The organism is Nocardia sp. NPDC049707, from assembly GCF_040674855.1.
GTDB lineage: Bacteria > Actinomycetota > Actinomycetes > Mycobacteriales > Mycobacteriaceae > Nocardia.
On record NZ_JBFANN010000001.1, the window covers coordinates 298921 to 321240 of the forward strand.

The 22320-nt window shown below is 65.4% G+C and carries 26 protein-coding genes; 12 read left to right on the forward strand and 14 right to left on the reverse strand.

What is annotated here, in order from left to right; all coding sequences use genetic code 11:
* Nucleotides 1-39: 39 nt before the first annotated feature.
* Complete coding sequence (locus AB0J29_RS01480) at nt 40-696, reverse strand: TetR/AcrR family transcriptional regulator C-terminal domain-containing protein (protein WP_364777331.1); 657 nt, start codon at nt 694-696, stop codon at nt 40-42.
* 100 nt (nt 697-796) lie between these two features.
* Here AB0J29_RS01480 and AB0J29_RS01485 point away from each other — a divergent pair, with 100 nt between their 5' ends.
* Nucleotides 797-1183 carry a nitroreductase family deazaflavin-dependent oxidoreductase gene (locus AB0J29_RS01485; protein ID WP_364777334.1) on the forward strand — a complete coding sequence of 129 codons (387 nt, stop codon included), beginning with the start codon at nt 797-799 and terminating at the stop codon, nt 1181-1183.
* Between the two features lie 282 nt (nt 1184-1465).
* On the forward strand, nt 1466-2398 hold the full coding sequence (locus tag AB0J29_RS01490; protein ID WP_364777337.1) for a MerR family transcriptional regulator: 933 nt from the start codon (nt 1466-1468) through the stop codon (nt 2396-2398).
* Between the two features lie 6 nt (nt 2399-2404).
* Here the strand turns inward: AB0J29_RS01490 and cysC are convergent, their stop codons facing one another.
* Genes cysC through AB0J29_RS01505 form a run of 3 tightly spaced genes read right to left on the reverse strand, consistent with a single transcriptional unit; the run spans nt 2405 to nt 6095 of the window.
* Complete coding sequence (gene cysC / locus AB0J29_RS01495) at nt 2405-4243, reverse strand: adenylyl-sulfate kinase (RefSeq protein ID WP_364777340.1); 1839 nt, start codon at nt 4241-4243, stop codon at nt 2405-2407.
* Complete coding sequence (gene cysD, locus AB0J29_RS01500) at nt 4243-5175, reverse strand: sulfate adenylyltransferase subunit CysD (protein ID WP_364777343.1); 933 nt, start codon at nt 5173-5175, stop codon at nt 4243-4245. Before cysD ends, cysC begins: the two co-directional genes overlap by 1 nt.
* 32 nt (nt 5176-5207) lie before the next feature.
* The gene (locus AB0J29_RS01505; protein WP_364777346.1) at nt 5208-6095 is read right to left on the reverse strand and encodes a helix-turn-helix domain-containing protein; all 888 of its coding nucleotides are present in this window, start codon (nt 6093-6095) and stop codon (nt 5208-5210) included.
* A gap of 89 nt (nt 6096-6184) precedes the next feature.
* Here AB0J29_RS01505 and AB0J29_RS01510 point away from each other — a divergent pair, with 89 nt between their 5' ends.
* From AB0J29_RS01510 to AB0J29_RS01520, 3 genes are read left to right on the forward strand one after another with little or no spacing between them, the layout of a single operon-like run.
* A complete protein-coding gene (locus tag AB0J29_RS01510) occupies nt 6185-7348 on the forward strand; it encodes a hypothetical protein (protein ID WP_364777349.1) in 1164 nt (387 codons plus the stop codon).
* Entirely contained in the window at nt 7348-8124 is a 777-nt protein-coding gene (locus AB0J29_RS01515; RefSeq protein ID WP_364777352.1) for an SDR family oxidoreductase, read from the forward strand. Before AB0J29_RS01510 ends, AB0J29_RS01515 begins: the two co-directional genes overlap by 1 nt.
* A gap of 9 nt (nt 8125-8133) precedes the next feature.
* On the forward strand, nt 8134-9297 hold the full coding sequence (locus AB0J29_RS01520) for a sulfotransferase (RefSeq protein ID WP_364777355.1): 1164 nt from the start codon (nt 8134-8136) through the stop codon (nt 9295-9297).
* 44 nt (nt 9298-9341) lie between these two features.
* On the opposite strand, the gene AB0J29_RS01525 is transcribed toward AB0J29_RS01520, so the two are convergent.
* On the reverse strand, nt 9342-10013 hold the full coding sequence (locus AB0J29_RS01525; RefSeq protein WP_364777358.1) for a PaaI family thioesterase: 672 nt from the start codon (nt 10011-10013) through the stop codon (nt 9342-9344).
* Nucleotides 10014-10242: 229 nt separating this feature from the next.
* Here AB0J29_RS01525 and AB0J29_RS01530 point away from each other — a divergent pair, with 229 nt between their 5' ends.
* A complete protein-coding gene (locus AB0J29_RS01530) occupies nt 10243-10896 on the forward strand; it encodes an HAD family phosphatase (RefSeq protein ID WP_364777361.1) in 654 nt (217 codons plus the stop codon).
* Between the two features lie 97 nt (nt 10897-10993).
* Here AB0J29_RS01530 and AB0J29_RS01535 read toward each other — a convergent pair whose 3' ends face one another.
* The gene (locus tag AB0J29_RS01535) at nt 10994-11614 is read right to left on the reverse strand and encodes a TetR family transcriptional regulator (protein WP_364777366.1); all 621 of its coding nucleotides are present in this window, start codon (nt 11612-11614) and stop codon (nt 10994-10996) included.
* Nucleotides 11615-11635: 21 nt separating this feature from the next.
* Here AB0J29_RS01535 and AB0J29_RS01540 point away from each other — a divergent pair, with 21 nt between their 5' ends.
* Both AB0J29_RS01540 and AB0J29_RS01545 read left to right on the forward strand, forming a co-directional pair.
* Nucleotides 11636-12004: a hypothetical protein gene (locus AB0J29_RS01540; protein ID WP_364777369.1), complete on the forward strand. Its 369-nt coding sequence runs from the start codon at nt 11636-11638 to the stop codon at nt 12002-12004.
* Entirely contained in the window at nt 12001-12504 is a 504-nt protein-coding gene (locus AB0J29_RS01545) for a hypothetical protein (RefSeq protein ID WP_364777372.1), read from the forward strand. Before AB0J29_RS01540 ends, AB0J29_RS01545 begins: the two co-directional genes overlap by 4 nt.
* Nucleotides 12505-12640: 136 nt before the next feature.
* On the opposite strand, the gene AB0J29_RS01550 is transcribed toward AB0J29_RS01545, so the two are convergent.
* The 4 genes from AB0J29_RS01550 to AB0J29_RS01565 are packed head-to-tail and all read right to left on the reverse strand — an operon-like array spanning nt 12641 to nt 15892.
* Nucleotides 12641-13897 (reverse strand): sigma-70 family RNA polymerase sigma factor, encoded by a 1257-nt coding sequence (locus tag AB0J29_RS01550; protein ID WP_364777375.1) that lies wholly within the window; start codon nt 13895-13897, stop codon nt 12641-12643.
* 8 nt (nt 13898-13905) lie between these two features.
* On the reverse strand, nt 13906-14253 hold the full coding sequence (locus tag AB0J29_RS01555; protein WP_364503209.1) for a YciI family protein: 348 nt from the start codon (nt 14251-14253) through the stop codon (nt 13906-13908).
* A gap of 42 nt (nt 14254-14295) precedes the next feature.
* A complete protein-coding gene (locus tag AB0J29_RS01560) occupies nt 14296-15177 on the reverse strand; it encodes an ATP-binding cassette domain-containing protein (protein ID WP_364777378.1) in 882 nt (293 codons plus the stop codon).
* 43 nt (nt 15178-15220) lie between these two features.
* On the reverse strand, nt 15221-15892 hold the full coding sequence (locus tag AB0J29_RS01565) for an FCD domain-containing protein (RefSeq protein ID WP_364777381.1): 672 nt from the start codon (nt 15890-15892) through the stop codon (nt 15221-15223).
* Nucleotides 15893-16009: 117 nt separating this feature from the next.
* Between AB0J29_RS01565 and AB0J29_RS01570 the strand changes: the two genes are divergently transcribed.
* A complete protein-coding gene (locus AB0J29_RS01570; RefSeq protein WP_364777384.1) occupies nt 16010-16282 on the forward strand; it encodes a hypothetical protein in 273 nt (90 codons plus the stop codon).
* 64 nt (nt 16283-16346) lie between these two features.
* Entirely contained in the window at nt 16347-18626 is a 2280-nt protein-coding gene (locus tag AB0J29_RS01575) for a LuxR C-terminal-related transcriptional regulator (RefSeq protein ID WP_364777387.1), read from the forward strand.
* 4 nt (nt 18627-18630) lie between these two features.
* Here the strand turns inward: AB0J29_RS01575 and AB0J29_RS01580 are convergent, their stop codons facing one another.
* Complete coding sequence (locus AB0J29_RS01580; protein ID WP_364777390.1) at nt 18631-19146, reverse strand: DinB family protein; 516 nt, start codon at nt 19144-19146, stop codon at nt 18631-18633.
* 162 nt (nt 19147-19308) lie between these two features.
* Nucleotides 19309-20013 (reverse strand): response regulator transcription factor, encoded by a 705-nt coding sequence (locus AB0J29_RS01585; RefSeq protein ID WP_364777393.1) that lies wholly within the window; start codon nt 20011-20013, stop codon nt 19309-19311.
* Nucleotides 20014-20297: 284 nt separating this feature from the next.
* Between AB0J29_RS01585 and AB0J29_RS01590 the strand changes: the two genes are divergently transcribed.
* Nucleotides 20298-20939: a maleylpyruvate isomerase family mycothiol-dependent enzyme gene (locus AB0J29_RS01590; RefSeq protein WP_364777396.1), complete on the forward strand. Its 642-nt coding sequence runs from the start codon at nt 20298-20300 to the stop codon at nt 20937-20939.
* A 19-nt stretch (nt 20940-20958) separates the two neighbouring features.
* Here the strand turns inward: AB0J29_RS01590 and AB0J29_RS01595 are convergent, their stop codons facing one another.
* Nucleotides 20959-21897, reverse strand: a complete 939-nt coding sequence (locus AB0J29_RS01595; RefSeq protein WP_364777399.1) for a tyrosine-protein phosphatase — start codon at nt 21895-21897, stop codon at nt 20959-20961.
* A 57-nt stretch (nt 21898-21954) separates the two neighbouring features.
* Nucleotides 21955-22110 carry a PEP-utilizing enzyme gene (locus AB0J29_RS01600; RefSeq protein WP_364777898.1) on the reverse strand — a complete coding sequence of 52 codons (156 nt, stop codon included), beginning with the start codon at nt 22108-22110 and terminating at the stop codon, nt 21955-21957.
* On the opposite strand from AB0J29_RS01600, the gene AB0J29_RS01605 reads away from it, so the two are divergent.
* Nucleotides 22049-22204 carry a hypothetical protein gene (locus AB0J29_RS01605; protein ID WP_364777943.1) on the forward strand — a complete coding sequence of 52 codons (156 nt, stop codon included), beginning with the start codon at nt 22049-22051 and terminating at the stop codon, nt 22202-22204. The two genes, AB0J29_RS01600 and AB0J29_RS01605, sit on opposite strands and share 62 nt — an antisense overlap.
* Nucleotides 22205-22320 lie beyond the last annotated feature (116 nt).

Here is a 22320-nt window from a genome sequence, read left to right on the forward strand (position 1 = left end):
AGCCGGCCTCTCGCGATTTCCGTTGCTCGTCACGCGAATTCAGGCGGCTGCGTCGGCCTTTCGCCGTGCCTCGAGGCCGTCCAGTATCAGGTCGAGGCCGAAGTCGAATTCGGCGGTGTGGTCGTAATCCGGCCGCAGGGCATGGTCGACAATCATCGCCCTGAGGTGCGGCAGCTCGTCCGCGGGCAGGGCCGCGAGGATACCGTCCGCCACGTCCTGGACCTCGGCCGACGTCGTCATCGGCAGATTCGCTTCTTGCAGAACGTATCCGCCGATGTAGCTGTCCAGCAATGAGACCGCGTGCGCGGCCAACTCCAGGGTGAAGCCCGCGTTCAGGAGGACGCCGAGGACGGCGTCGTGGTGCCGCAGCGTGGCCGATCCCGGCGTGGGCCGCGAATCCAGCAGCCCGAGCGCCCACCGATGCCGGAACAGCACGGTCCGCGCGGATTCGGCGCGCGCCCGGATCGCGGTCCGCCAATCCCCCTCGGCCACGGGCAGTTCGATGGCCGTGAACACGGCGTCCACCACGCCGTCGAGCATCGCGTCCTTGTTCGGGACGTGGTGGTAAAGCGACATCGCCTCCACCCCGAGCTCCTGTGCCACCCGCCGCATGGTGATGGCTTCCGCGCCACCACGGTCCGCGACGCGGATGGCGGCGTCGAGCACCCGCTCCCTGCTGAGCGCTGGTCGTGTCATGAGTGGCTCCTCGTTGAATCCATTGACAGGCTTACAAGCGTAAGTCACCCTTACATATGTAAGCCAGCCTTACGCCCGTAAGCCAACCGAGGAGATTCTCATGCCGATGCCGAAATGGTGGGGCCACGTCAACAAGCGAGTCTTCAACCCCCGCGCCCTCGCGGGCGGCAAATGGCCGGTCCTCACCCACACCGGCCGCAACTCCGGAACCACCTACCGCACCCCACTCGACGCCTACCCCGTCGACGGCGGCTACCTGTTCATCCTCGTCTACGGCTCCCGCTCGGACTGGGTCCGCAACATCCTGGCCGCCGGCCACGCCCGCCTCCGAATCGACGGCCGCGACCTGGCACTCGGCACACCGCGCCTGGTCAGCGCCGCCGAAGCCCTCCAAGCCCTACCTGAAAAGTCCCACCCGCCACGGCTATTGCGCATCACCGAGTTTCTCCGGATGGATCTGGCCCCCGCGCCGCTGGAACCGGAATAACCGCACCAGGAGTCACGGACCACAGACTCCTAGCCCGATGACGTCAGCGAGTCGGTTGAGCTCCGGATAGATGTGGCTCTGGCGGGCTGTCTACGCATATCTCCGCAGCGAGCGTTCGAACCGCATCGACACATCGACTCCGGGCTACGATCCGGCCTCAGCCTAATGCCCGGCCCGACCTGCTCATCGGCGATATCCGCGAGTTCTTCCGCACCATCGGCTGAGCCGTAGCATCGCGCGGGGATTTGCGTCTCCACCAAGGGGAGACAGGAGAGTACGGGTATGGACGGCGACACGCTTTATCCGATCGGCGCGATGGCCGAACAGACCGGCCTCTCGGTCAAGACCATCCGGCTCTATGCCGACACGGGTGTGGTGCCGCCGACCACCCACAGCCCCGCCGGTTACCGGCTCTACGACGACGCCGCGCTCACCCGTCTGCAATTGGTGCGCACCCTGCGCGAACTCGGCATCGATCTACCCGCCATCCGACAGGTGCTCGACCGCAAGCTGACGGTGCCCGAGGTCGCGGCCGCACATGCCGACGCACTGGAATTCCAGATCAGCACGCTTCGGGTGCGGCGCACGGTGTTGCGAGCGATAGCCGAGCGGGGCTCGACCCCCGAGGAGATGGAACTCATGCACAAGCTCGTCGAACTCTCCGACGCCGAAAAACGCCGCCTCATCACCGAATTCGTCGAAGACACCTTCGGTGGTACCGATGCCAACCCGGAATTCGCCGATCTCATTCGCTCGGCAATGCCGGAACTGCCTGATGACCCGGAACCCGCCCAGGTGCGGGCCTGGGTGGAACTCGCCGAACTCACCCGAGATCCGGATTTCCGCGCATCGGTGCGCCGCATGGCGGAATACCAGGCCGCGCAGCGCGCCGACGGCGATACCACCGGCCTGCACCACGAGCTGACCGAACTCGTGCGCGAACGAGTCGGCCAGGCGCTCGCAGCCGGAATCGCACCGTCATCGGCCGCGGCCGTACCATTGGTCGCCGAGCTGACCGCCGCATACGCGACGACATTCGGCCGTCCCGATGACGCCGAGCTACGGAACTGGCTGCTGACCCGGCTCGAGGTCGCGGGAGATCCACGCGCCGAACGCTATTGGCAACTCCTCTCGATCATCAACGGCTGGACCGTCCCGCCGACCCTCGGTCCGGTATTCGACTGGATGGGCGCCGCGCTGCGGGCGAATCCCTGACCGATATCAGTCCAGCTCGGCCAGCTTGGCAAGGATGGCCGCGGCCATGGCCGCCGGATCGCCGTCCGCGGGCCGCAGCACCAGTTCGGCTCGGGTGGGCGCCTCGTAGGGATCGTCGATGCCGGTGAAACCGCGGATTTCACCGGCCCGAGCCTTGGCGTACATGCCCTTGGGATCGCGGGCTTCGCAGATCTCGAGTGGCGTATCGACGAAGATTTCGACGAAGGGGATGCCCGCGGCCTCGTGCACTGCACGGACCTTATTGCGATCGGTGGCGTAGGGACTGATCAGGGAAACCACCGCGACCACACCGGCTTCGGCGAACAGTCGCGCCACTTCGCCCACGCGGCGGACATTTTCGACACGATCGGCGGCGCCGAAGCCGAGGTCGGCATTGAGGCCATGGCGCAGGTTGTCACCGTCGAGCAGGAAGGCCGGGCGGCCCGCTGCGACCAGGTGACGCTCCAGTTCCACTGCGACGGAGGACTTTCCGGAGCCGGACAGGCCGGTGAGCCAGACCGTCAACCCCGCCGTCGGGCGCTCGTCGCGGCCGACGGCGGTGGCATGCCAGACGACACGGGAGGAGGGCAGGGTCGGTCCGGTGATCATGCCCGCGGCGACGGTGTTGTTGGTGGTGTCGTCGATCAGGATGAAGCTGCCGGTGGTGCGGTTGCGGCGGTACGGATCGAAGAGCAGGGGTTGACGAGTGCGTAGCTGGATGCGCCCGATCTCATTGAGCGACAATGAATTCGCGCTCTCATCGCGGTGCAGGGAATTGACGTCGAGCCGGTAGTCCAGGGCGCGTACCTCGGCGGTCGCGGTGCGCGTGGTGTGCCGGATGGTGTAGGTCGCGCCAGGGGTCAGTTCGGAATCCTCGGCGAACCAGCACACCATCGCATCCAGATCGCGTCCGATATGGGGCCGGTTCGCGGGGCGGCAGATCAGATCGCCACGGGATACGTCGAGGTGGTCGGCGAGCTGGATGGTAACGGACTGTGGTGGAAAGGCTTCCGCGATCGGTGTTCCGCCCGGACCCCAGATCGCCTCGACCGTGGTGGTGAATCCCGAAGGCAATACCGCGACCTCGTCGCCCGGTTTGAAGACACCACCGGATACGGTGCCCGCGTAACCACGGAAATCCACTGCGTGCCTGCGGGTTACATATTGCACCGGGAATCGCGCATCGATGAGATTACGGTCCGAGGCGATATGCACCTCCTCGAGGTGGTGCAGCAGGGGCGAGCCCTCGTACCAGGGCATGCTCGCACCACGGTGCACGATATTGTCACCGTGCAGCGCCGACATCGGAATGAAGGTCAGATCGGATACATCGAGTTTCGTTGCGAAGCCGACGAATTCCTCCTTGATCTCCTCGAACCGGTCCTGCGACCATCCGGCCAGATCCATCTTGTTCACACATAGCACCAGGTGCGGGATGCCGAGCAGGCTGGCCAGGAAGGCATGCCGTCGAGTCTGTTCCACAATGCCCTTGCGCGCGTCCACCAGGATCAGCGCGAGATCGGCGGTGGAGGCGCCGGTGACCATATTGCGCGTGTACTGAATGTGGCCGGGGGTGTCGGCGATAATGAATTTGCGCCGGGGCGTGGCGAAGTAGCGGTGCGCGACATCGATGGTGATGCCTTGTTCGCGTTCGGCGCGCAGACCGTCGGTGAGCAGCGCCAGATCCGGATAGTCGTCACCGCGCGCCTTACTGGTCCGCTCCACCGCGGCGAGCTGATCGGTGAAGATCGTCTTGGAATCGAACAGCAGACGGCCGATCAGCGTCGATTTGCCGTCGTCGACGCTGCCCGCGGTGGCCAGACGCAACAGGGTGGTGGTCGTCATCAGAAATACCCTTCCCGCTTACGGTCTTCCATGCCGGCCTCGGAAATACGGTCGTCGGCGCGGGTGGCGCCGCGCTCGGTGATTCGGGTGGCGGCGACTTCGGCGACCACATCGGCCGGGGTGGCCGCCGTCGATTCGACACATCCGGTGCATGTCGCATCGCCGACCGTCCGGAATCGCACCGTGCTGTCGTACGGCTGTTCGCCATCGATCAGGGTGAGAAATCGTGTGTGCGCCAACAACATTCCGTCGCGCTGCACCACCGGTCGACGGTGCGCGTAGTACAGCGACGGCAGCTCGATGCCCTCGGCGGCGATGTAATGCCAGATATCGAGCTCGGTCCAATTGGACAGCGGGAACACTCGGATATGTTCGCCCTTGCTGTGGCGGCCGTTGTAGAGGTTCCACAGCTCCGGTCGCTGATTGCGCGGATCCCACTGCCCGTACTCGTCACGGAAGCTGAATACGCGCTCCTTGGCGCGCGCCTTCTCCTCGTCGCGGCGCGCACCGCCGAATACCGCGTCATATCCGCCCTCGCGAATCGAGCGCAGCAAAGTGGCTGTCTGCAAACGGTTTCGGGAGGCGCGCGGTCCGGTCTCCTCCTTCACCCGGCCCGCATCGATATCGTCCTGCACGCTGCCGACCACCAGTCGCAGACCGAGCCGCTCGACCGTGCGGTCGCGGTATTCGATGACCTCGTCGAAATTGTGTCCGGTATCGATATGCAGCACCGGGAACGGCAGCGGCGCCGGCCAGAATGCCTTCGCCGCGAGATGCAACATGACGACCGAATCCTTGCCGCCGGAGAACAGCAGCACCGGCCGTTCGAAGGTGGCGGCGACTTCCCGGAATATATATGCCGACTCGGCCTCGAGCGCGTCCAGATGAGGCAGCTCGTAGGTGCTCGCCGTCGACTTCTCGTACTGGCTCACGACCCAAAACTAGAACACGTTTCGGCCATTGGTCAATGGTGGGCATCCGGCTTGTGACCCCCGGATTCGGCCGTCACGCGATCCGCGGCGGCCACGAGTGCCGTTCCGCGACGGTCGATCTCGGCGCCGGTAATGGCGGCTCCGACATACATCGTCAGCACCATGTTCTGTCTGCCGTCGCCGCCATAGGTGGGTGCCGCGAGCAGGCTTACCGGATGTTCTTTGCGTGGGCGCAGTTCGGTGCCGAGATGGACCCGCTCGCCGAGGCTGGTCACCAGTTCGCCGACGAGTTCGCGCAGCTCATTGGGTAGGTCGCTGGCCGCGACCCCGGCCAGCAAAGCGTACAACCGCCGACCTGTCGTGGTCAGGCTTTCGACCAGGTAGCCCCGCTCGCGGCACTCCGTCACGATCTGGCGTAGCCGGGCCTCGTCCTGGCGCAGCGGCACCGTCGGCGGTTTGCGCAACCAGGCGTCGAAGGCTGCGTCGGTATCCCAGAGCACGTACATCAGACCGACGGGCGGTGCGAAATGATAGGCGGCACCCACCTTGACCAGGCCCGGACCGGTGCTCTCCAGCACCATGATCTGCTCGCCGACCACGGCAGACGCGGTACAGGTGGTGCGGTAGAGCGCGGTGAGTTTCTCCAGCTCGGCGCGCGCGATGCCGGCGATGGCAAAGCTGTCCTGCGCGACCCGGCCCGCGGCGATAAGCGCTGGTCCGAGGCCATAGGTGCGGGTGTTCGGGTCGCGCATCAGATAGCCGCCCGCGGTCAGTTCGGTGAGGATGCCCAGGCAGGTCGGCTTGGCCAGGTCGAGTTCGCGGGCCAGTTCGGAGAGTCCGAAGCGTTTGCCGCGCCGCTCGACGAAGAAATCCAGTACCTGGACCACCCGTGCCGTCGGGGCGGATCTGCGCGCAACCATGGACAACTCCTAGAACAGGTTCTAATCTTGCTCATATCGAAATGTACCAGAGCGGTACATATTTGGAACAGCTACTTCGGAGAAGCCTCTTGCTGACACAGCCGTTCGCGCAAGCCATTGCCGCCGCCGAGGAGATCATCACCGGCGCACCGCATATTCGGACCGAACAGGACCTCGTCGAGGGCTATGACTACCTCGCGGGCAGTATTCGCGCCGCTATCCAGATGGCGTGGGCTTTCGATCGCGATTTTCCGTTCTTCGTCCAGTCCACCGGGCCGTACACGAAGATGGGTCTGGACAATCCGGACACCCTCTATTTCCATTCGTATCTGCGCCCCGATGCCGAATATGTGGTGACCGGAACCCGCGGCACCACCCGTGACCTCAGCTTCCAGGTGCTCAACGGCAACTATTCGCCGGTGGATGTACCGGACAGCCTGACCGCCTTCGATGACCGCGCCCTCGATATCGCGGCGGACGGTTCCTATGAGATCCGTTTCGGTCCGGGCCCGGCGGGGCCCGGCTACGTCCACCTCGCGCCGGATTCCGCCATGCTCGTGGTGCGTGAGGTCCACAGCGACTGGGCCACCGAGAAATCCGGGACGATTCGCATCCAGCGGGTGGACCGGATCGGCGACGCACCGCCGCCGCTGACCAAGGATCTGCTGACCAAGCGATACGACATCGCCGGGAAAATGCTGGTCTCGCGGCTGAATACCTTCCTGGCGTTCCCGAAGTGGTTCTATCTGAACCTGCCGGTCAATACGCTGACCGAACCGCGGTCCACCCCCGGCGGACTCACCACACAATTCTCCTCGGTGGGCCATTACGAACTCGACGACGATCAGGCGATGATCATTACGGTGCCGAAATCGGATGCGCCGTATCAGGGGTTCCAGCTCGGCAGCATGTGGTACCTGTCGCTGGACTACATCAACCACCAGACCAGCCTCACCGCCGACCAGGCCCGCGTCGATCCGGACGGCAAGATCCGTCTGGTGGTGAGCGAGCGGGACCCCGGACTGGCCAACTGGATCGAGCGCACTGGACATGCGCGGGGATACCTGCAGTTTCGCTGGCAGCGGCTGTCTCGAGATCTGAAGCCGGAGGACGGTCCGACGGTGGAGATGGTTTCGGTCGACGAAGTGCCGCAGCGGCTGCCATATTACGACGACGCTCGGGTGACACCGGAGGAATGGAAGGCGCGGATCGCGGCGCGTCAGGTTGCCGTGGCCGAAAGGATGCTCGGCTGATGTTGTTGCAGGACAAGGTGGTTGTCGTCTCGGGTGTTGGTCCGGGGTTGGGGCGCGCCATTGCGGTGCAGAGCGCGCGTGCGGGTGCCGATGTGGTGCTGGCCTCGCGGACCGAGTCCCGGCTGACCGAGGTGGCCGAGGAGATCACCGGACTCGGCAGGCGCGCGGTGGTGGTGCCGACCGATATCAATGATGAAGCGGCCGTGACGAATCTGGTCGAAACGGCGCAGAGCGCCTTCGGTCATGTCGACACGCTGGTGAACAATGCCTTCCAGATTCCGCCGATCACCGATCTGGCCGATGTCGACCTCGATGATGTGCGTGCCGGCTTCGAGACGAATGTGCTTGCCGCACTGCGGTTGACGCGTCTGTTCGTGCCTGCGCTCACCGAGTCGAAAGGGTCGGTGGTCATGATCAATTCGGCGGTGCTGCGGCATTCGCGGCGCACCTTCGGACCGTACAAGATGGCCAAGGCGAGTCTGCTCGCGCTGGCGCAGAGCCTGGCCACCGAACTCGGGCCGAAGGGCATTCGGGTGAATAGCGTTGCGCCCGGCTATATCTGGGCCGACAACTTGAAGTGGTACTTCAACTATTTGGCCGAGCAGCGCGGGATCACCGCCGAAGAGGTGTACGCCGAAACCGCCGAGACGATCGATCTGCGCAAGCTGCCCGAACCCGATGAGATCGCCGACGCCGTGGTCTTTTTCGCCTCTCATCTGGCGCGGGCGATCACCGGCGCGTGTCTGGATGTCAACGGCGGCGAATACCACCACTAGGAGATGACTGTGATCGGCAGAGACGACGTCGGCACCATCGACGATCTGCACGCTTCGGCGACCAAGGTCGTCGGACTGAGCGATTTCGGCGACGAAGGCTATCGCGAGGGGCTACGGGTGCTACTCGAGTCCTATGCCGAGGAGGCCGAGCTGACGCCCTTCGGCAATAAGGTCAATCGAGCCTTCCTGCGCGGTGCGCTGATTGCTCGGCTGCTGAGTGAGGCAGCGTGGCAACGCTTTCCGGAACACGCCGAGGTCGCGATCGAGCGTCCGATCTTCGTGACCGGGCTGCCGCGTTCGGGTACGACGGCGGTGCATCGGCTGCTCAATGCGGATCCGGCGCATCAGGGCCTGCAGATGTGGCTCACCGAGATGCCGCAGCCGCGACCGCCGCGCGACACCTGGGCGGACAATCCGGTGTACCAGCGGATCGAGGCGGCATTCGAACAGCACCATGTGGAACATCCGGAATTCATGGGCGTGCACCATATTTCGGCGGATCAGGTGGAGGAGTGCTGGCAGCTGCTGCGGCAGTCGCTGATGTCGGTGTCCTATGAATGCCTCGGTTATCTGCCCGGATATTCCGAATGGTTGCGCGAACAGGATTGGACCGATGCCTATCGCAGGCACCGGCGCAACCTACAGTTGATCGGGATGCCGGATGCCGACCGGCGGTGGGTATTGAAGAATCCGAGTCATCTGTTCGCGCTGGACGCGATCTTCGAGGTGTATCCGGATGCGCTGGTGATCCAGATGCATCGGGATCCGCGCACCATTATCGCCTCGGTGTGCAGCCTCAACGAGCAGGCGTCGGCGGGGTGGTCGGAGAAGTTCCGTGGTCCGGTCGTGGGTGCGGCGCAGTTGGATCTGTGGGCCAGGGGAGCCGATAAATTCCTGGCGGATCGCAAGCGGCACAATGCCGCTCAGTTCTGCGATGTGTACTACGACGATTTCGTCGCGGACCCGATCGGCACCGTCGGATCGATCTATCGGCACTTCGATATCGCGCTGAGCCCCGAGGCCGAAGCCGCGATGACGGCATTACATACGGAAAGTACCTCCGGCGCGGCGCGGCCCGTGCACCGCTACTCGCTCGAGGACTTCGGCCTCACCGCCGATCAGGTCGACGACCGGTTCGCCGAATACCGCAACAAACACTTCCCCAAAGGTTAGGACGCTCGAGATCGGGTGGTGTCGGTTCCACCCGATCTCGGTCCTCACCGCTGTCCGGTCCTGAGGACGATGAACAGCCCCTGTGCCTCGGCGCACAGGCGATCACCATCGTGCAGGGTGGCCCGGACATAGACCTTGCGGCCCTCCTGCCGTTCCACCCACGCGCGCACCTGCAGCTCGGTATCGAGTGGGGTGATCGAGCGGTAGTCGATGGTCAGCGATGCAGTGCGGGTCACCTCGCCCGTGTGCCTCGCCGCGGCCATGCCGAGCAGATCATCGAAGCCGAGCGCGACGTGTCCGCCATGGGCGGCATTATTGCCGCCGAGGTGGAAGGTGCGGAAGGTGATGCGGGCATCGACGCCGTCCCGGCTCGCCTGGTCGATGATGAACGGTGGGAGGGTGATATTTCCCCGGGACGGCAGGTCGACCCGGGTCCAGGTCGGGGCGGACCATTCGTCGACGATCGCGGCGTCCAGCTTGTCGTTGAGCTGTTTGAGAATGCCGATCGTCTCCAGCGCGAGCTCATCGGTCGGACAGGCCAGCCGGGCCCGATCCATCAGACCGCGCACCTGTTCGATGAACGCGCCGTAGTGCGGGCCGCCGCGCGAAATATCGAGGTCGTCCAGCTGTGCGTTGATCAGCTTCGACATCGGCCGGAATCCGCCCTCGTGGTGCTCGGCGTTCGGCAGCGCGACGCCGACCTGCTCTTCGTTCATATAGAACACGTTATCGGTTGCCGGTCGAATGCTCGTTCGGTGGGGCCGCGCGTTACGTCGACGGAGCGGACGAATGGGATGCGGCGGTGGGGTGCGCGGGCGGATCGGCTGGCCTACTGTGGGTACGCGTTCTTGAATCAGGTCGTCCGAAACCTCCACCGCGGGGCGGGTCGATGGCTGGCCATCGAGCCTTGCCGAGCGGTGTCGCTGGCGAAAGGCTTTGTCCCGTATGCATATTGCTGCTGTTGTCTTCGATATGGACGGTGTTCTGATCGACTCCGAGCCGGTGTGGGAGCAGGTGCGTCGCCAGTATGTGGCGAAGCAGGGCGGCCGCTGGCTACCCGATACGCAGCAGCGGTTGATGGGGATGAGTACCGGGGAGTGGTCGGAGTACCTCAGTACTGAACTCGGTGTCGGAGCGTCGCCGGAAACCGTGGCCAATGATGTGATCGATCAGATGGCGCAGCATTACGAGCAGTCGGTGCCGCTGCTGCCGGGGGCGATCGAGGCGGTGCAGCGCATCAGCGAGCACTGGCCGCTCGCGGTGGCCAGTTCGTCGCCGCGACCCTTGATCGACACAGTGCTCGGACGCACCGGGCTGATCGAATTCTTCGGCGTCACCTTCTCCACCGAGGAGGTCGACCGGGGTAAGCCCGCACCGGATGTCTACGTGGCGGCAGCCGCATTTCTGCGGCACAAGTCCACCGAATGCGCGGCCGTCGAGGATTCGAGCAATGGCCTGCGCGCGGCACACGCGGCGGGTATGCGCGTCATCGCCGCACCGCGCCCGGAATACCCACCCGCCGCGGACGCTCTCGCCCTGGCCGCCGTGGTGATCGATACCCTCGACGAACTCACTCCCGCCCTCGTCACGGGGAGCTAGCGTTGTTGTCGGTAGCTGGTGGGATGCCGCCGTGGTGGCACGGCACGGATCATTCCGGTTCTGCTCGGACCCGATGGTCGAGCAGCAAGCGGTGCTGTCACGCCATGTCGGCGCGGCGCGGTTCGTGTTCAGTGTAGGACTCGAGCAGGGCGCGGGCGGCGGCGGTGAGGTCGGCTTCCAGCCAGTCGGGGAGGGCGGGGGCCTGGGCGTGGCGGCGTAGGGCGGCGTAGGGGAGGTCGACAACGGCGCGGGTGACGGCGTCGATTTCGCGGTCGCCGGCGCGGCCGAAGCGGGCGGCGGCAATGCGGCGCATATGGTCGATGAGCGGTGCGTTCATTTGGTCGCGGCGGGCCCGGAATTCCGCGTCCGGGCCGCCGTCGAGCAGGTCGCTGGGGCGCAGGCTCAGCAAAAGCTTTGCGTCCTCGGGTAATTCGCGAGCGAAGTGGATGCTCGCCACGGCCATCGCGACCCCGGCCTCGACCGGATCCGGTTCGGTGGCGGCGGCCTTGACGCGGTCCTGGAAGCGTTCGAGCGCGCGCAGCCAGGCCGCGGTGAGTACGCCATTGCGGTTGCCGAAGCGATGGTAGAGCGTGCCGACGGGTGCACCACTGGCGGCCGCGATTGCCGCCACACTGGCGGCGCGGGGACCGTCGGTGAGCACGAGGGTGCGCGCTGCGTTGAGGATCACATCGGTGTCGTGCTTGCGGGGAGGTGCCATGTACTAGTACGTTCCTTCTATATGGAGCGATTGCCCTATATTGATCAGCATGCCAGATCGGTGGACGCGAATCGCGAGCGGGCGTGGAAAGCTTTGCTGAAAGTTGTCTGTAAGGATCCGAACGATCCGTCGAAGGCGCCGACCGGATTCGTGCTCGACGCCGCCGAGGAGCCCGGTCGGCTGGCACTGCGGGGACGCCACTGGTTCTCGCGTTATGCGCTGGTCTTCGAACTGGACGAGCAGGGGCCGAGCCGGACATTGGTGCGAGCGCGCAGCTGGGCCGAATTCCCTGGGCTGCACGGAAAAATCTACCGCGCGTTGGTCATCGGCACCGGCGGCCACAAGATCGTGGTGCGCGATATGCTGCGCCGAATCGCGGCCGCGGCATGATCCCGGGTTTGGTCTGGGGTGCCACCGAGGCCGAATGCGAGCTTCCGCTGCCCTGTGACGAGGTGCAACCCGGTGGGGTGCAGGCGGATCGGGCCATCAGCATCGATGCGCCACCCAGCGTGGTGTACGGCTGGCTGTGCCAATTGCGGGTCGCGCCGTACAGCTACGATCTGCTCGACAACTTCGGCAGGCGCAGCCCACGCCACCGCGATCCGGTGCTCACCGAACTCGAAGTGGGACAGCGGTTCATGTTCGCGTTCACGCTCGACTCTTTTGCGCTGTGCCGCCATATCACCCTGGTCTCCGGCAAGTTTTGTGTCACCTACGCGGTGCGCCCCGAAGCGGGCGGTACCCGCCTGATGGTCCGATCGCATTGCGGCGCACCATGGCTCATCGCCCGTGCGCTGGCCCTCGGCGATCTGCTCATGATGCGCAAACAGTTGCTGACACTGAAGGAACTGGCCGAGGTCGAGGCGCACGCCGCCGATGTAACGCGATAGCCGAGCGTGGCGTCGTACCCAATTCGACGCCACGGTCCCCGGCCTGGCCCGCCCGCAACGCCACATCGCCCACAGCGGTTGGCGGTTGCGCAAGTGCCGATGAGCGGTCGCGAGCGAAACCATGGGCACTACGCGGCTATTCACATCCGGACATACGGTCCCGCAGCAACGCCTGTTCGGCATTGTTGCCGGTCAGCTCCGCCGCACGAGCGAATTCGGCACGCGCTTCGTCCGGTCGACCGAGTCGGTCGAGCAGGTCACCGCGGACGGCGGGCAGCAGGTGATAGTTGCTCAACGTACCGGTGGCGCCGAGCGCATCGACGAGTTCGAGACCCGCGGCGGGTCCGTGCACCATGCCGACCGCGACGGCTCGATTCAGTTCGACGATCGGTGACGGAAAGCGTTCGGCGAGTACCGCATACAGGCCCGCGATGCGTCGCCAATCGGTCTCCTCGGTGCTCGGCGCCATGGCGTGTACGGCGGCGATCGCGGCTTGCAGCGCATAACGGCCCGGTCGTATCCCGCGTTCGCGGCTGACGGCATGGGATCGTCCGAGTGCGGCGTAACCACGTCGGATCAGTAGCTGATCCCACCGGGCGCGCTCCTGATTCGCCAGCAGCACAACGGTTTTCGATGGTCCCATCCGTGCGGCCGAGCGCGAGGCCTGCAATTCCAGTAGTGCGGCGAGGCCGTGTGTTTCCGGTTCGTCGGGCAGCAGATTCGCCAGCATCCGCGCCAATCGCAAGGCGTCCTCGCACAACTCGACGCGGATCCAATCATCGCCCGCCGTCGCCGAATAGCCTTCGTTGAAGATCAGGTAGACGACCTCCAGTACCGAATCCAAACGCCTGGCCAGTTCGTCATCATGCGGTACCGCATACGGCACGCGCCTGGCGGCGATGGTGCGTTTGGCCCGCACAATGCGTTGGGCGACAGTCGATTCCGGTACGACAAAGGCTCGTGCGATCTCCTCGGTGGTCAATCCGCCGAGCAACCGCAGCGTCAAGGCCACTCGGGCCGGTGGCGACAGCACCGGATGGCAGGCGGTGAAGATCATGCGCAACAGATCGTCTTCGATATCTTCCTGCGTCTCGAGCTCCGAAACGGTCCGCAATTCATGACCGACCAAGGTCAGCTTCCGGGTGAGGTTCTGATTGCGCCGCACCCGATCGATCGCTCGGTGCTTCGCGGTGAGCATGAGCCAGCCGCCCGGATTCGGCGGCACACCGTCGTCTGGCCACTGCTCCAGAGCCGCGACCAACGCGTCCTGGGCGAGTTCCTCGGCGGCGTCGATATCGCCGACGATCCGGGTCAGCCCGGCGACCAGGCGCGGCCATTCCATCCGCCACACGGTTTCGACGGCATCGCGGATCTGCTCGGGCGACCGGCTCATCTATCGGATCAGCCCTCGGCGAGCTGACGAATCTCGATCTCGATATCCCACTCCGGCCCGTGCACGCTCAGGAAGCGCGAGGTCCATTCCACCGCCTCCTGCTTCGTTTTCGTCTGCAGCAGACAGTACCCGCCGACGACCTCTTTCGATTCGGTGAACGGACCGTCCAGCACGGTCTGCTTACCGCCGCTCTGGGTGATCTTGGTGGCCTCGGTGATCGAATGCAAGCCAGCGGTATCCAGCAGCACCCCGGCCTTGGTCATTTCCTCGATCACCTTGTTGACCTGCTCGATGAGTGCCTCGTCGGGAACCGGCGCATTCGTCGGATCGACTCGGATCAGCATCATGTGTCGCATCTGGCCATCCTCGGTTCGGTGGTCGGCTTGTCCGACCCTCACTCAACGCATCGAACGGCGTCGGCTCGAATCGACATTCTCCCGGAAAATTCTTCTGGAAGTTTGCTGACCGGAAGTTTGCTGAGCGGACCAGGCGCGTACGGCGGCACGCGCGGTCCACCGGCCGTCGTCGTAGCGGACCGCCACGGGGTGGTCGAAGGCCGCGCTCACGGTCTCCGTCGTGACCGTTTCGGCCGCGGGACCGGCGGCAACGGTCCGGCCGTCGGCGATGAGCAGCGCGTGGGTCGTGGTGCTCGGCAGCTCCTCCAGATGATGCGTGACCAGGATCGACGCGACCTCGGGATGGGTTTCGCCGAGTGCGTCGATGGTTTCGAGGAGTTGTTCGCGGGCCGCCACATCGAGTCCGGTGGACGGCTCGTCGAACAGCAGCAGACTCGGTTCGGCGATGAGCGCACGCGCGATCAGGGTTCGGCCGCGTTCGCCCTGGGACAGCGTCGGCCAGTGCTCTTCGCCCTTGCCTTTGAGGCCGACGGTGTCGATCATGGCGTCGGCGCGGCGCAGATCCTCCGGCGTCGGCGTCCAGCGCATCGGGGTGTCGATGGTGGCGGTGATACCGGTGAGCACGACCTCGCGGACGGTCAGCCGATAGCGCAGTGGATGGCGCGGATTCACATGACCGATGCAGTGGCGCAGTGGGGCCAGCTCGACCCGCCCCATCCGCTGGCCGAGGATATCGACGGTGCCCGAGGTCGGGAAGGTGACCGCGGCGCAGAAACCGAGCAGCGTGCTCTTGCCCGCGCCATTGGGGCCGAGCAGCGCCCAGTGCTCGCCCGCGTGGACGGTCAGCGAGATGCCGTCGATGATCTGTTTGCCTTCGCGGCGGAAGGTGACATCGGTCAGTTGCAGGACCGGGGTTTCGGCCACGGGGGGTCTCCGTTCGGTTCGGTATGCGCGATCAAGCCGCGGGTCAGGTGAACGCGTCCTTCAGAGCCGTCAGATGCATTCGGCTGAATTCCGCTGCGGCGCTCGGATTTCGATGTGCGATCGCATCCGTGAGCCGAGTATGCGCGTCGTGGTCGGCGGGCTCGGAGGGGACCGGACGGATCTTCAGCATGTCGATCATCGCGACCCGTAGTCGGGGCAGGAAGCTGTCGAAGAGTTGGGTGAGCACATCGTTGTGGGCGGCGACGATGACGGCGCGGTGGAATGCCATATCGGCATCGACATGGTCGGCGATCGGCTCACCGTGCGGTTCGCGGGCGGCCAGTGCGCGGCGGATGGCGCGCAGGTCGGCGGGGGTGCGACGCTGTGCGGCCAGGGCGGCGGCCTCGGCCTCGATGGCGATGCGGGCCTCGATGACGGCGGCGATGGTGGCGCGGCGCAGCACCACATCCCAGTCCTCGGTGACATCCAGCGCGGTCACGAACACGCCCGCGCCCTGACGACTGTCGAGTACGCCCCTACCCGCCAATTCGCGGATCGCCTCGCGCAGTGTCGAGCGGCCTACGCCGAGCTGCGCGGCGAGGGTCTTTTCGCCCGGAAGGCGATGTCCCAGTGGCCATTCCCCGTTCCGGATACGGGTGAGCAGCAGTTCTGCCGCCTGTGCCGCGAGGGGATGTCGCCGAACCTGCGAGACCATCCGAACCTCTCTACTTGTCTGAGGAGTTGTCGACAGTCTAGCAATGAGATCACCGCCGCCGAACCGTACGAGCTGTTCGAGGCGACCTATCTGAACAGCGAAGCGGCATCGGACACGTTGACCGAATCTCCAGCGACCGACGCGTACACCGTGGTCACCCTCAGCATCGATGGTGTCGCCGAGCGCACCGAATATTGCGATATCGGTCCCGTCGAGGTGCTCACCGGGGCGCTGGCCCGGGTGGGCCATCCGAGCGAGGTGCTCGGCCATACCCAGCAGTCGATCGGGCGGGCAATGACGGGAACACGATCACCTATCTCGAGTACCGCGTCGGTGCCGGGACCGGATGGGCCGGCGGACGCGATAGTCTCCAAGCGGGTACCGATATGACATCTCGGTCGAAATGCCCGGGACGGTGGCCACGCATGAAAAGGTATGCAGCGTGGTGCGGCACGTGACAGGGAACCTCCCCGCTGAGGTGACGAGCTTTGTCGGTCGTGGCGCCGAGGTCGCCACGGCGCGCAAGCTGCTGTCCAGCACGCGGGTGCTCACCCTGACCGGGCCGGGCGGCGTCGGGAAGACCCGGCTCAGCCGGCGGGTGGGGGAGGCGGTGGGCCGCGCCTTCGCCGACGGTGTCTGGCTGGTCGAGGTGGCGCATGTGCACGACGGGGATTTGGTGGCGTTGACCGTCGCGCAGGCGCTCGGTCTGCGCGACGACACCACCTCACCCGTCGTCGGCCTGACCGAATTCCTGGCGGACAAGAGCCTGCTGCTGATCCTGGACAACTGCGAGCATTTGATCGGCGCGTGCGCCGAACTGGTGGACCGGCTGATTCCGGCGACCACCGATGTGCGGATTCTGGCGACCAGCCGCGAGCCGCTCGGGGTCTCCGGGGAACAGGTCATGCCCGTGGCGGCGCTCGCCGTGCCGGAGGCGGACGAGGGCGAGACTCGTCCAGTGCATATCGACAGCGACGCGCTGCGGCTGCTGATCGATCGAGCCGTCGCCGCCAATCCCGACTTCCACGTCACCGATGTCAATCGCGGCACGCTCGCGGCGATCTGTCGTCGCCTGGACGGCATACCGCTGGCACTCGAGCTGGCGGCATTGCGGTTGCGAGTGTTCACGCCGGATCAAGTGCTTGCCCGCCTCGACGATGCGATGCGGCTGCTCACCGCCGGGTTGCGCACCGCGCCGGAGCGGCAGCAGACCCTGGAGGCCGCGATCCGGTGGAGCTATGACCTGTGCACGCCCGACGAACAGCTCCTATGGGAGCAACTGTCGGTCTTCGCTGGCGGACTCGATCTGGAGGCCGCGGAGGCGGTCTGCGTGGTTCCGGACACGCTATTGGACGCATTGACCGGGTTGGTGGACAAGTCGGTGCTCGGTTACCTACAGAACAGCGACGGAACCGGGCGGTACACCATGCTCGAACCGCTGCGTCAGTTCGCCTTGGCGCGATTGGTCGCGCACGGTGCTGAGCGGGCGGTGCGCGTGCGTCATCGCGATTACTACCACGAGGTCGCCGCGCGTGGGCGCACCGCGTACTGGGGCAGCGATGACGTCACCTGGTTCCGCGATGTCACCCGGGAACATCCGAATATGCGTGCGGCACTACAGTTCTCGCTCGCCGATCCGGAAAGTGCCCATCGCGCACTGGAGCTCGCGACGGAACTGCGCCCGTTCTGGGAGCACTACCGCTTCCTGCTGGAGGGCTATCGCTGGCTGCTGGAGGCGTTGGAGAAGGATCTCGACCATACGAAGGATCGGGCGCGCGCACTTGCCGCCGCCTCGGTGATCGCCGCCATGCTGGCAGATCCGGAGAACGCGACGCGATTGGCGGGCGAATGTCTGCATATCGCAACGGAACTCGATGCCGAAGAGGTACTCGTCGAACATGCCCTGCTCGCTGCCCTCTTGGCATTCGCCGACGATGAACCGAGGCAGGCACTCGATATCGCCGAGGCCGCCTCGGATCGTGCGCGATCCTGCGCATACCACGGCGCCGAAATGGAAATTCTGGCCTTCGCGTATGTCTGTGCTCTGGTGCTCGACGACGATCGGGCGGACGCGATCGCGAATCGATTCCTCGCCCAGACCAAGGACTATGGGTCGCACCTGTTGGGTGGGTTGGGGCATTGGGCCGTGGGCACCAATTATTGGCGTAAAGGCGAGCAGGACAAGGCAATTGCCGAACTTCGCACGGCGGTCGAGCTGTTCAGTCTGTTCGACCGGTGTGCGTGGACGGCGTCCGGTTTCGACGGACTCGCGTGGGTGGCGACGGCCGAGGGTGATCTGAACCGGGCGGCGCGATTGATGGGTGCCGCGTCGACGGTGCGGCGCGGCAGTACCCAGCGGCTCGCCCATGAGATGACCGAATTCGTGGGGGACAAAGTGCGCCTACAGGTGCGCGATGCGATGGGCGAGAAGGAGTTTCGGGCCGCCTTCGATGCGGGCGCGGGTATGGAGTTGGCGGAGGCCGTTGATTATGCGCTCGGCAGACGGTCGCGTCCGGCGGCTCAGGCGGTGAAACCCGTTGCGGTGGAAATGCTCACCCGACGCGAGCGCGATGTCGCGCGGTTGATCGCGGCGGGCTACAGCAATAAGGGCATCGCGAGCGAATTGGTGATCTCGATCCGGACCGCGGAGAGCCACGTCGACCACATTCTCACCAAGTTGGGCTTCGCCTCGCGGACGCAGATCGCCGCGTGGGCCAGCCGGAATCAGCTCTGATGCGTCAGTCGCCGGTCGCGCCGTCGATGCGTTCGCGCAGGAAGTCGGCGTGGCCGTTGTGGCGCGCGTATTCCTCGATCATGTGCACATAGACCCAGCGCAGGCTGAATTCGGTGCTGCGATAGGTGAAAACGTGGTCCAGGGGTAGGTCCGCGACAGCGGCGTCGGCCGATTCGATCTCCGCGTGCAGTGTCGCCAGATCCGCGGCGGCATCGGCATCGGCGATATCGTCGAAATCTCCGTTCGGATTGTCTTCGCTGCAGTAGAGGTAGTCCAGCGGTTCGCCGCAGGCGGCGATGCGGAACCAGCCGCGTTCGCATTCGGCGAGGTGGCGGACCAAGCCGAGCAGCGACAACGTCGAGGGTGCGATGCCGCGCCGCTTCAGCTGTTCGGCCTCGAGCCCGGCGCATTTCCACAGCAGGGTGCGACGGTGCAGGTTCAGCCAGGTCTGCAGCATGGTCCGCTCGTCGGCGACCAGCGGCGGTGTGGTTCTGGTGATTTCGGGTGCGGTCCACGTCACCGGCCGACTGTAACGCCGAATCCGCGGCCTGATCTAATGAATTACTGCGACATAGGCTGGACATGATGATGTCTGTGTCGCCTCGGCGCCGCCAGTTATATGGTTGCCGTGGTGGCGCGTCGGGAAGAACTCCCGGTGATCGGAACAATCGGAGGTAGCGGTTTATACCGCGTGCAGCAAATTCGAATCGGTGGTCGACTCGTACGGGTCCGGACCCCAGCGATAGCCGAAGCCGCGGATATTCGTAATCAATGCGGGGCGGTCCAATTTGGCGCGTAACGAAGCCATATGCACATAGAGTTTCCGCGATACGGCCAGCATCGAGTCGCCCCAGACGCAATCCATCAATTGCTCACGGCTGACCGCGATTCCGGGCCGTTCGACCAGGACCCGTAGCAACTCGAACTCCAGCCGGGTGAGCGGAACCAGTTCCCCGGCCACCTCTACCCGCCGCGCCGCGAGATCTACGCGGACGTCTTCGCTGGTCACCGTCTTACCCCGGGCGACACTGGCAACGCCGACCCGACGTGTGACCGCCTCGAGTCGAGCGACCAACTCTCCGATGCGCGCGGGTTTGACGAGGTAGTCGTCGGCCCCGCTGTGCAGCCCCAGCACAATCGAACGCTCATCGTCGTGTTCGCCGAGAATCACCACCGGCACCGAGCTGACCTCGCGCAACTTGCGCAATACCTGCAACCCGTCCATATCCGGCAGGCCCACATCGAGGATAACGGCGTGATAGCCGTGATGCGCCAGGAGTAGGTCGGCCCCGCGATGTTTACGCTCCACCTGATGCCCGTGCAGTTCGAGCCCCTGCGCCAGGGTTGCACCCCCCTCGGCGTCATCGTCGATCATGATCAGCCGCATCTGTCTCACCTTCCCGCGCGATCCGCCGAATAGCAACGGACTTGCATGGTTGCCGCCGCCGCCCCAGCACGCAAAGTTATTCCATTGCCACCCTTGGGAAACGGCATTCCGAGCCCCTCGAGCGTCGGACTGGCCGGATGATCATTGGGAAACCATGGCGGCAAAACGCCCGAGAAGCCGCCGGCAGTTCCACCTGATCTTGCTCGATTTCCACCAGGACCGATGATTTCGAGGGCGACCGTTCGTCATAGGTGATGGAGGGGACCGGCTATGGAGGAGACGCGATGACGGAGACCCAGGTGCGGGCGGCGATCGAGGCGGAGCGGGGTGAGTTGGCGGAGCTGTTGGCCGGGCTGGCTGCCGAGCAGTGGGACGAGCCGACGTTGTGTGCCGGATGGCGAGTGCGGGAGGTCGTCGCGCATATCACCATGCCGTTTCGGTTGTCCACGCCGCGGTTCGCGCTCGAAATGCTCAAGGCGGGTGGGAATTTCAACAAAATGGCGGATCGGAGTGCGCGTGCCGATGCGATGGTGCTGACCGCCGAGGACCTGGTGGCCGCGGTACGTGACAATGTGAATCATCCGTGGAAGCCGCCGGGTGGCGGGTACGAGGGTGCGCTGAGCCACGATGTCATCCACGGTTTGGATATCACCGTCGCGCTCGGGCTCGCCCGCGTTGTCCCGGCCGATCGCATGCGGATGGTGCTCGGCGCGCTTTCGCCGAAGAGTGTCAACTTCTTCGGCGTCGACCTGGACGGGATCGAACTGCGGGCCGACGATCTCGACTTCGGTTACGGCTCGGGTTCGGTGCTCGCCGGGTCGGCCCAGGATTTGCTGCTGGTGTTGTGCGGCCGGACGCTGCCCGCAGGAAGTCTGCGCGGCGATGCGGCCGAGAGATTCACCGTGCCGGTGTCACCTTCGCGATGACACCGGCTCCGGCCGGATCTCAGGATTCGGTCAGCAGCTTCGCCTTCAGTGCGGCGAGCGTCGCGCCGTCGATGCCGAGCCCGTCACTGAGGAAGCGGTCGAACGACCCGTAGGACGCCTGGACCTGGTCGAACGCCGCGTCAAGGAACTCGCGCTGCACACCGAAGAACGGCTCCCACAGCGTGCGATCGGTCACCAGGCCCTGGGCGACGAGGCCGTCCAGCAGCGCCTTGTTCCCGGCCGCCAAGTTGTCGTTGGAGTCCAGGAAGTCGTTGTAGATCTGCCCCTTCGGCACATCCAGCGCGCTCATCAGGATCGCGGTCATCCAGCCGGTGCGGTCCTTACCCGCCGTGCAGTGGTACAGCACCGCACCCTGCGCGGTGGCGATGTCCTTGAACGCCTGGGCGAATCGGGCGCGTGCGGTGGGATCGGAAACGAACCAGGCGTAGTAGTCGCGCATGAACTCGGCGGCCTTGCCGTCGCCGAGTTCCTCCTGCTGTGCGGCCGGTCCGGCCTGGATCAGTCGCATCACCATGGCGTAGAAGTCATTGGCCGGATTGTAGATCGGCTGTTCGGTGCGGCGGATCGAAGCCGGGAGCTGATCGGGATCGCGGCCGGCTTCGGTGGGGTTGCGGAAGTCGATGACCTGAGTGATATTGAGCGACACCAGCTTCTGCTGTTCGTTGGCGTCGAGTTTGGCCAGTGCGTCGGCGCGATACACGACACCGGTCGCGACCTTGCTGCCACCCTTGGCCGGATAGCCGCCGATATCGCGGGCATTCGGCGCATGCGCCAGACCCAGCGGCCGCTCGGCCCGCCCCGGGGACCGCAGCACTGGCGCGGCCGGACCCGACAGCGCGGGCCCCGCCGATGCGGGACCGGCCAGCGCCGGGAGAACGCCGACCAGCACGGCGGCCGCGGCCGCGATCGTGCCGCGGAAAGCGCGCGAATTCTTCACGAGGGGTGTTCCTTTCATCAAAGACGCGGACCCGAGTTCGGGCCCGCACTCAGTCGGTTAGCGGCGTGGCCGTCCCGGCCGCGCCGTCCACACGCACACGCTGGCCGTCGGCGAGGCGGGTGGTCGCGGTCTCGGTATCGACGACACAGGGATGCCGAATTCCCGGGCGACGATCGCGGCATGTGATGCGGAGCCGCCGATATCGGTGATCATGTGCCCCACCGCGCGCCCGCTCGGCTCGGTGATTCTGGTGACCAAAACCCGCATCGACGTCCTCTCCGCACTGGCGCCGGGATACACGGCGTGACGCCGTTCACACACCATCGCGAGTGCGGGACGCGGCCACCGGTGCCAGTCCCACTGAACGGGAATTCCTGGCTCGACCATCGAGATGACCGATGCCACAGCCCGTGGGCCTGCGGC

Bases quoted from the DNA above. Each gene is read 5' to 3' on its own strand.
- AB0J29_RS01535 (WP_364777366.1), bottom strand. From the start codon at position 11,614: ATGGCACCTCCCCGCAAGCACGACACCGATGTGATCCTCAACGCAGCG.
- AB0J29_RS01585 (WP_364777393.1), bottom strand. From the start codon at position 20,013: ATGCGGCTGATCATGATCGACGATGACGCCGAGGGGGGTGCAACCCTG.
- AB0J29_RS01490 (WP_364777337.1), top strand. From the start codon at position 1,466: ATGGACGGCGACACGCTTTATCCGATCGGCGCGATGGCCGAACAGACC.
- AB0J29_RS01605 (WP_364777943.1), top strand. From the start codon at position 22,049: ATGCCGAATTCCCGGGCGACGATCGCGGCATGTGATGCGGAGCCGCCG.
- AB0J29_RS01565 (WP_364777381.1), bottom strand. From the start codon at position 15,892: ATGGTCTCGCAGGTTCGGCGACATCCCCTCGCGGCACAGGCGGCAGAA.
- cysC (WP_364777340.1), bottom strand. From the start codon at position 4,243: ATGACGACCACCACCCTGTTGCGTCTGGCCACCGCGGGCAGCGTCGAC.
- AB0J29_RS01600 (WP_364777898.1), bottom strand. From the start codon at position 22,110: ATGATCACCGATATCGGCGGCTCCGCATCACATGCCGCGATCGTCGCC.
- AB0J29_RS01530 (WP_364777361.1), top strand. From the start codon at position 10,243: ATGCATATTGCTGCTGTTGTCTTCGATATGGACGGTGTTCTGATCGAC.
- AB0J29_RS01550 (WP_364777375.1), bottom strand. From the start codon at position 13,897: ATGAGCCGGTCGCCCGAGCAGATCCGCGATGCCGTCGAAACCGTGTGG.
- AB0J29_RS01480 (WP_364777331.1), bottom strand. From the start codon at position 696: ATGACACGACCAGCGCTCAGCAGGGAGCGGGTGCTCGACGCCGCCATC.
- AB0J29_RS01540 (WP_364777369.1), top strand. From the start codon at position 11,636: ATGGAGCGATTGCCCTATATTGATCAGCATGCCAGATCGGTGGACGCG.
- AB0J29_RS01485 (WP_364777334.1), top strand. From the start codon at position 797: ATGCCGATGCCGAAATGGTGGGGCCACGTCAACAAGCGAGTCTTCAAC.
- AB0J29_RS01515 (WP_364777352.1), top strand. From the start codon at position 7,348: ATGTTGTTGCAGGACAAGGTGGTTGTCGTCTCGGGTGTTGGTCCGGGG.
- AB0J29_RS01505 (WP_364777346.1), bottom strand. From the start codon at position 6,095: ATGGTTGCGCGCAGATCCGCCCCGACGGCACGGGTGGTCCAGGTACTG.
- AB0J29_RS01545 (WP_364777372.1), top strand. From the start codon at position 12,001: ATGATCCCGGGTTTGGTCTGGGGTGCCACCGAGGCCGAATGCGAGCTT.
- AB0J29_RS01525 (WP_364777358.1), bottom strand. From the start codon at position 10,013: ATGAACGAAGAGCAGGTCGGCGTCGCGCTGCCGAACGCCGAGCACCAC.
- AB0J29_RS01555 (WP_364503209.1), bottom strand. From the start codon at position 14,253: ATGCGACACATGATGCTGATCCGAGTCGATCCGACGAATGCGCCGGTT.
- AB0J29_RS01590 (WP_364777396.1), top strand. From the start codon at position 20,298: ATGACGGAGACCCAGGTGCGGGCGGCGATCGAGGCGGAGCGGGGTGAG.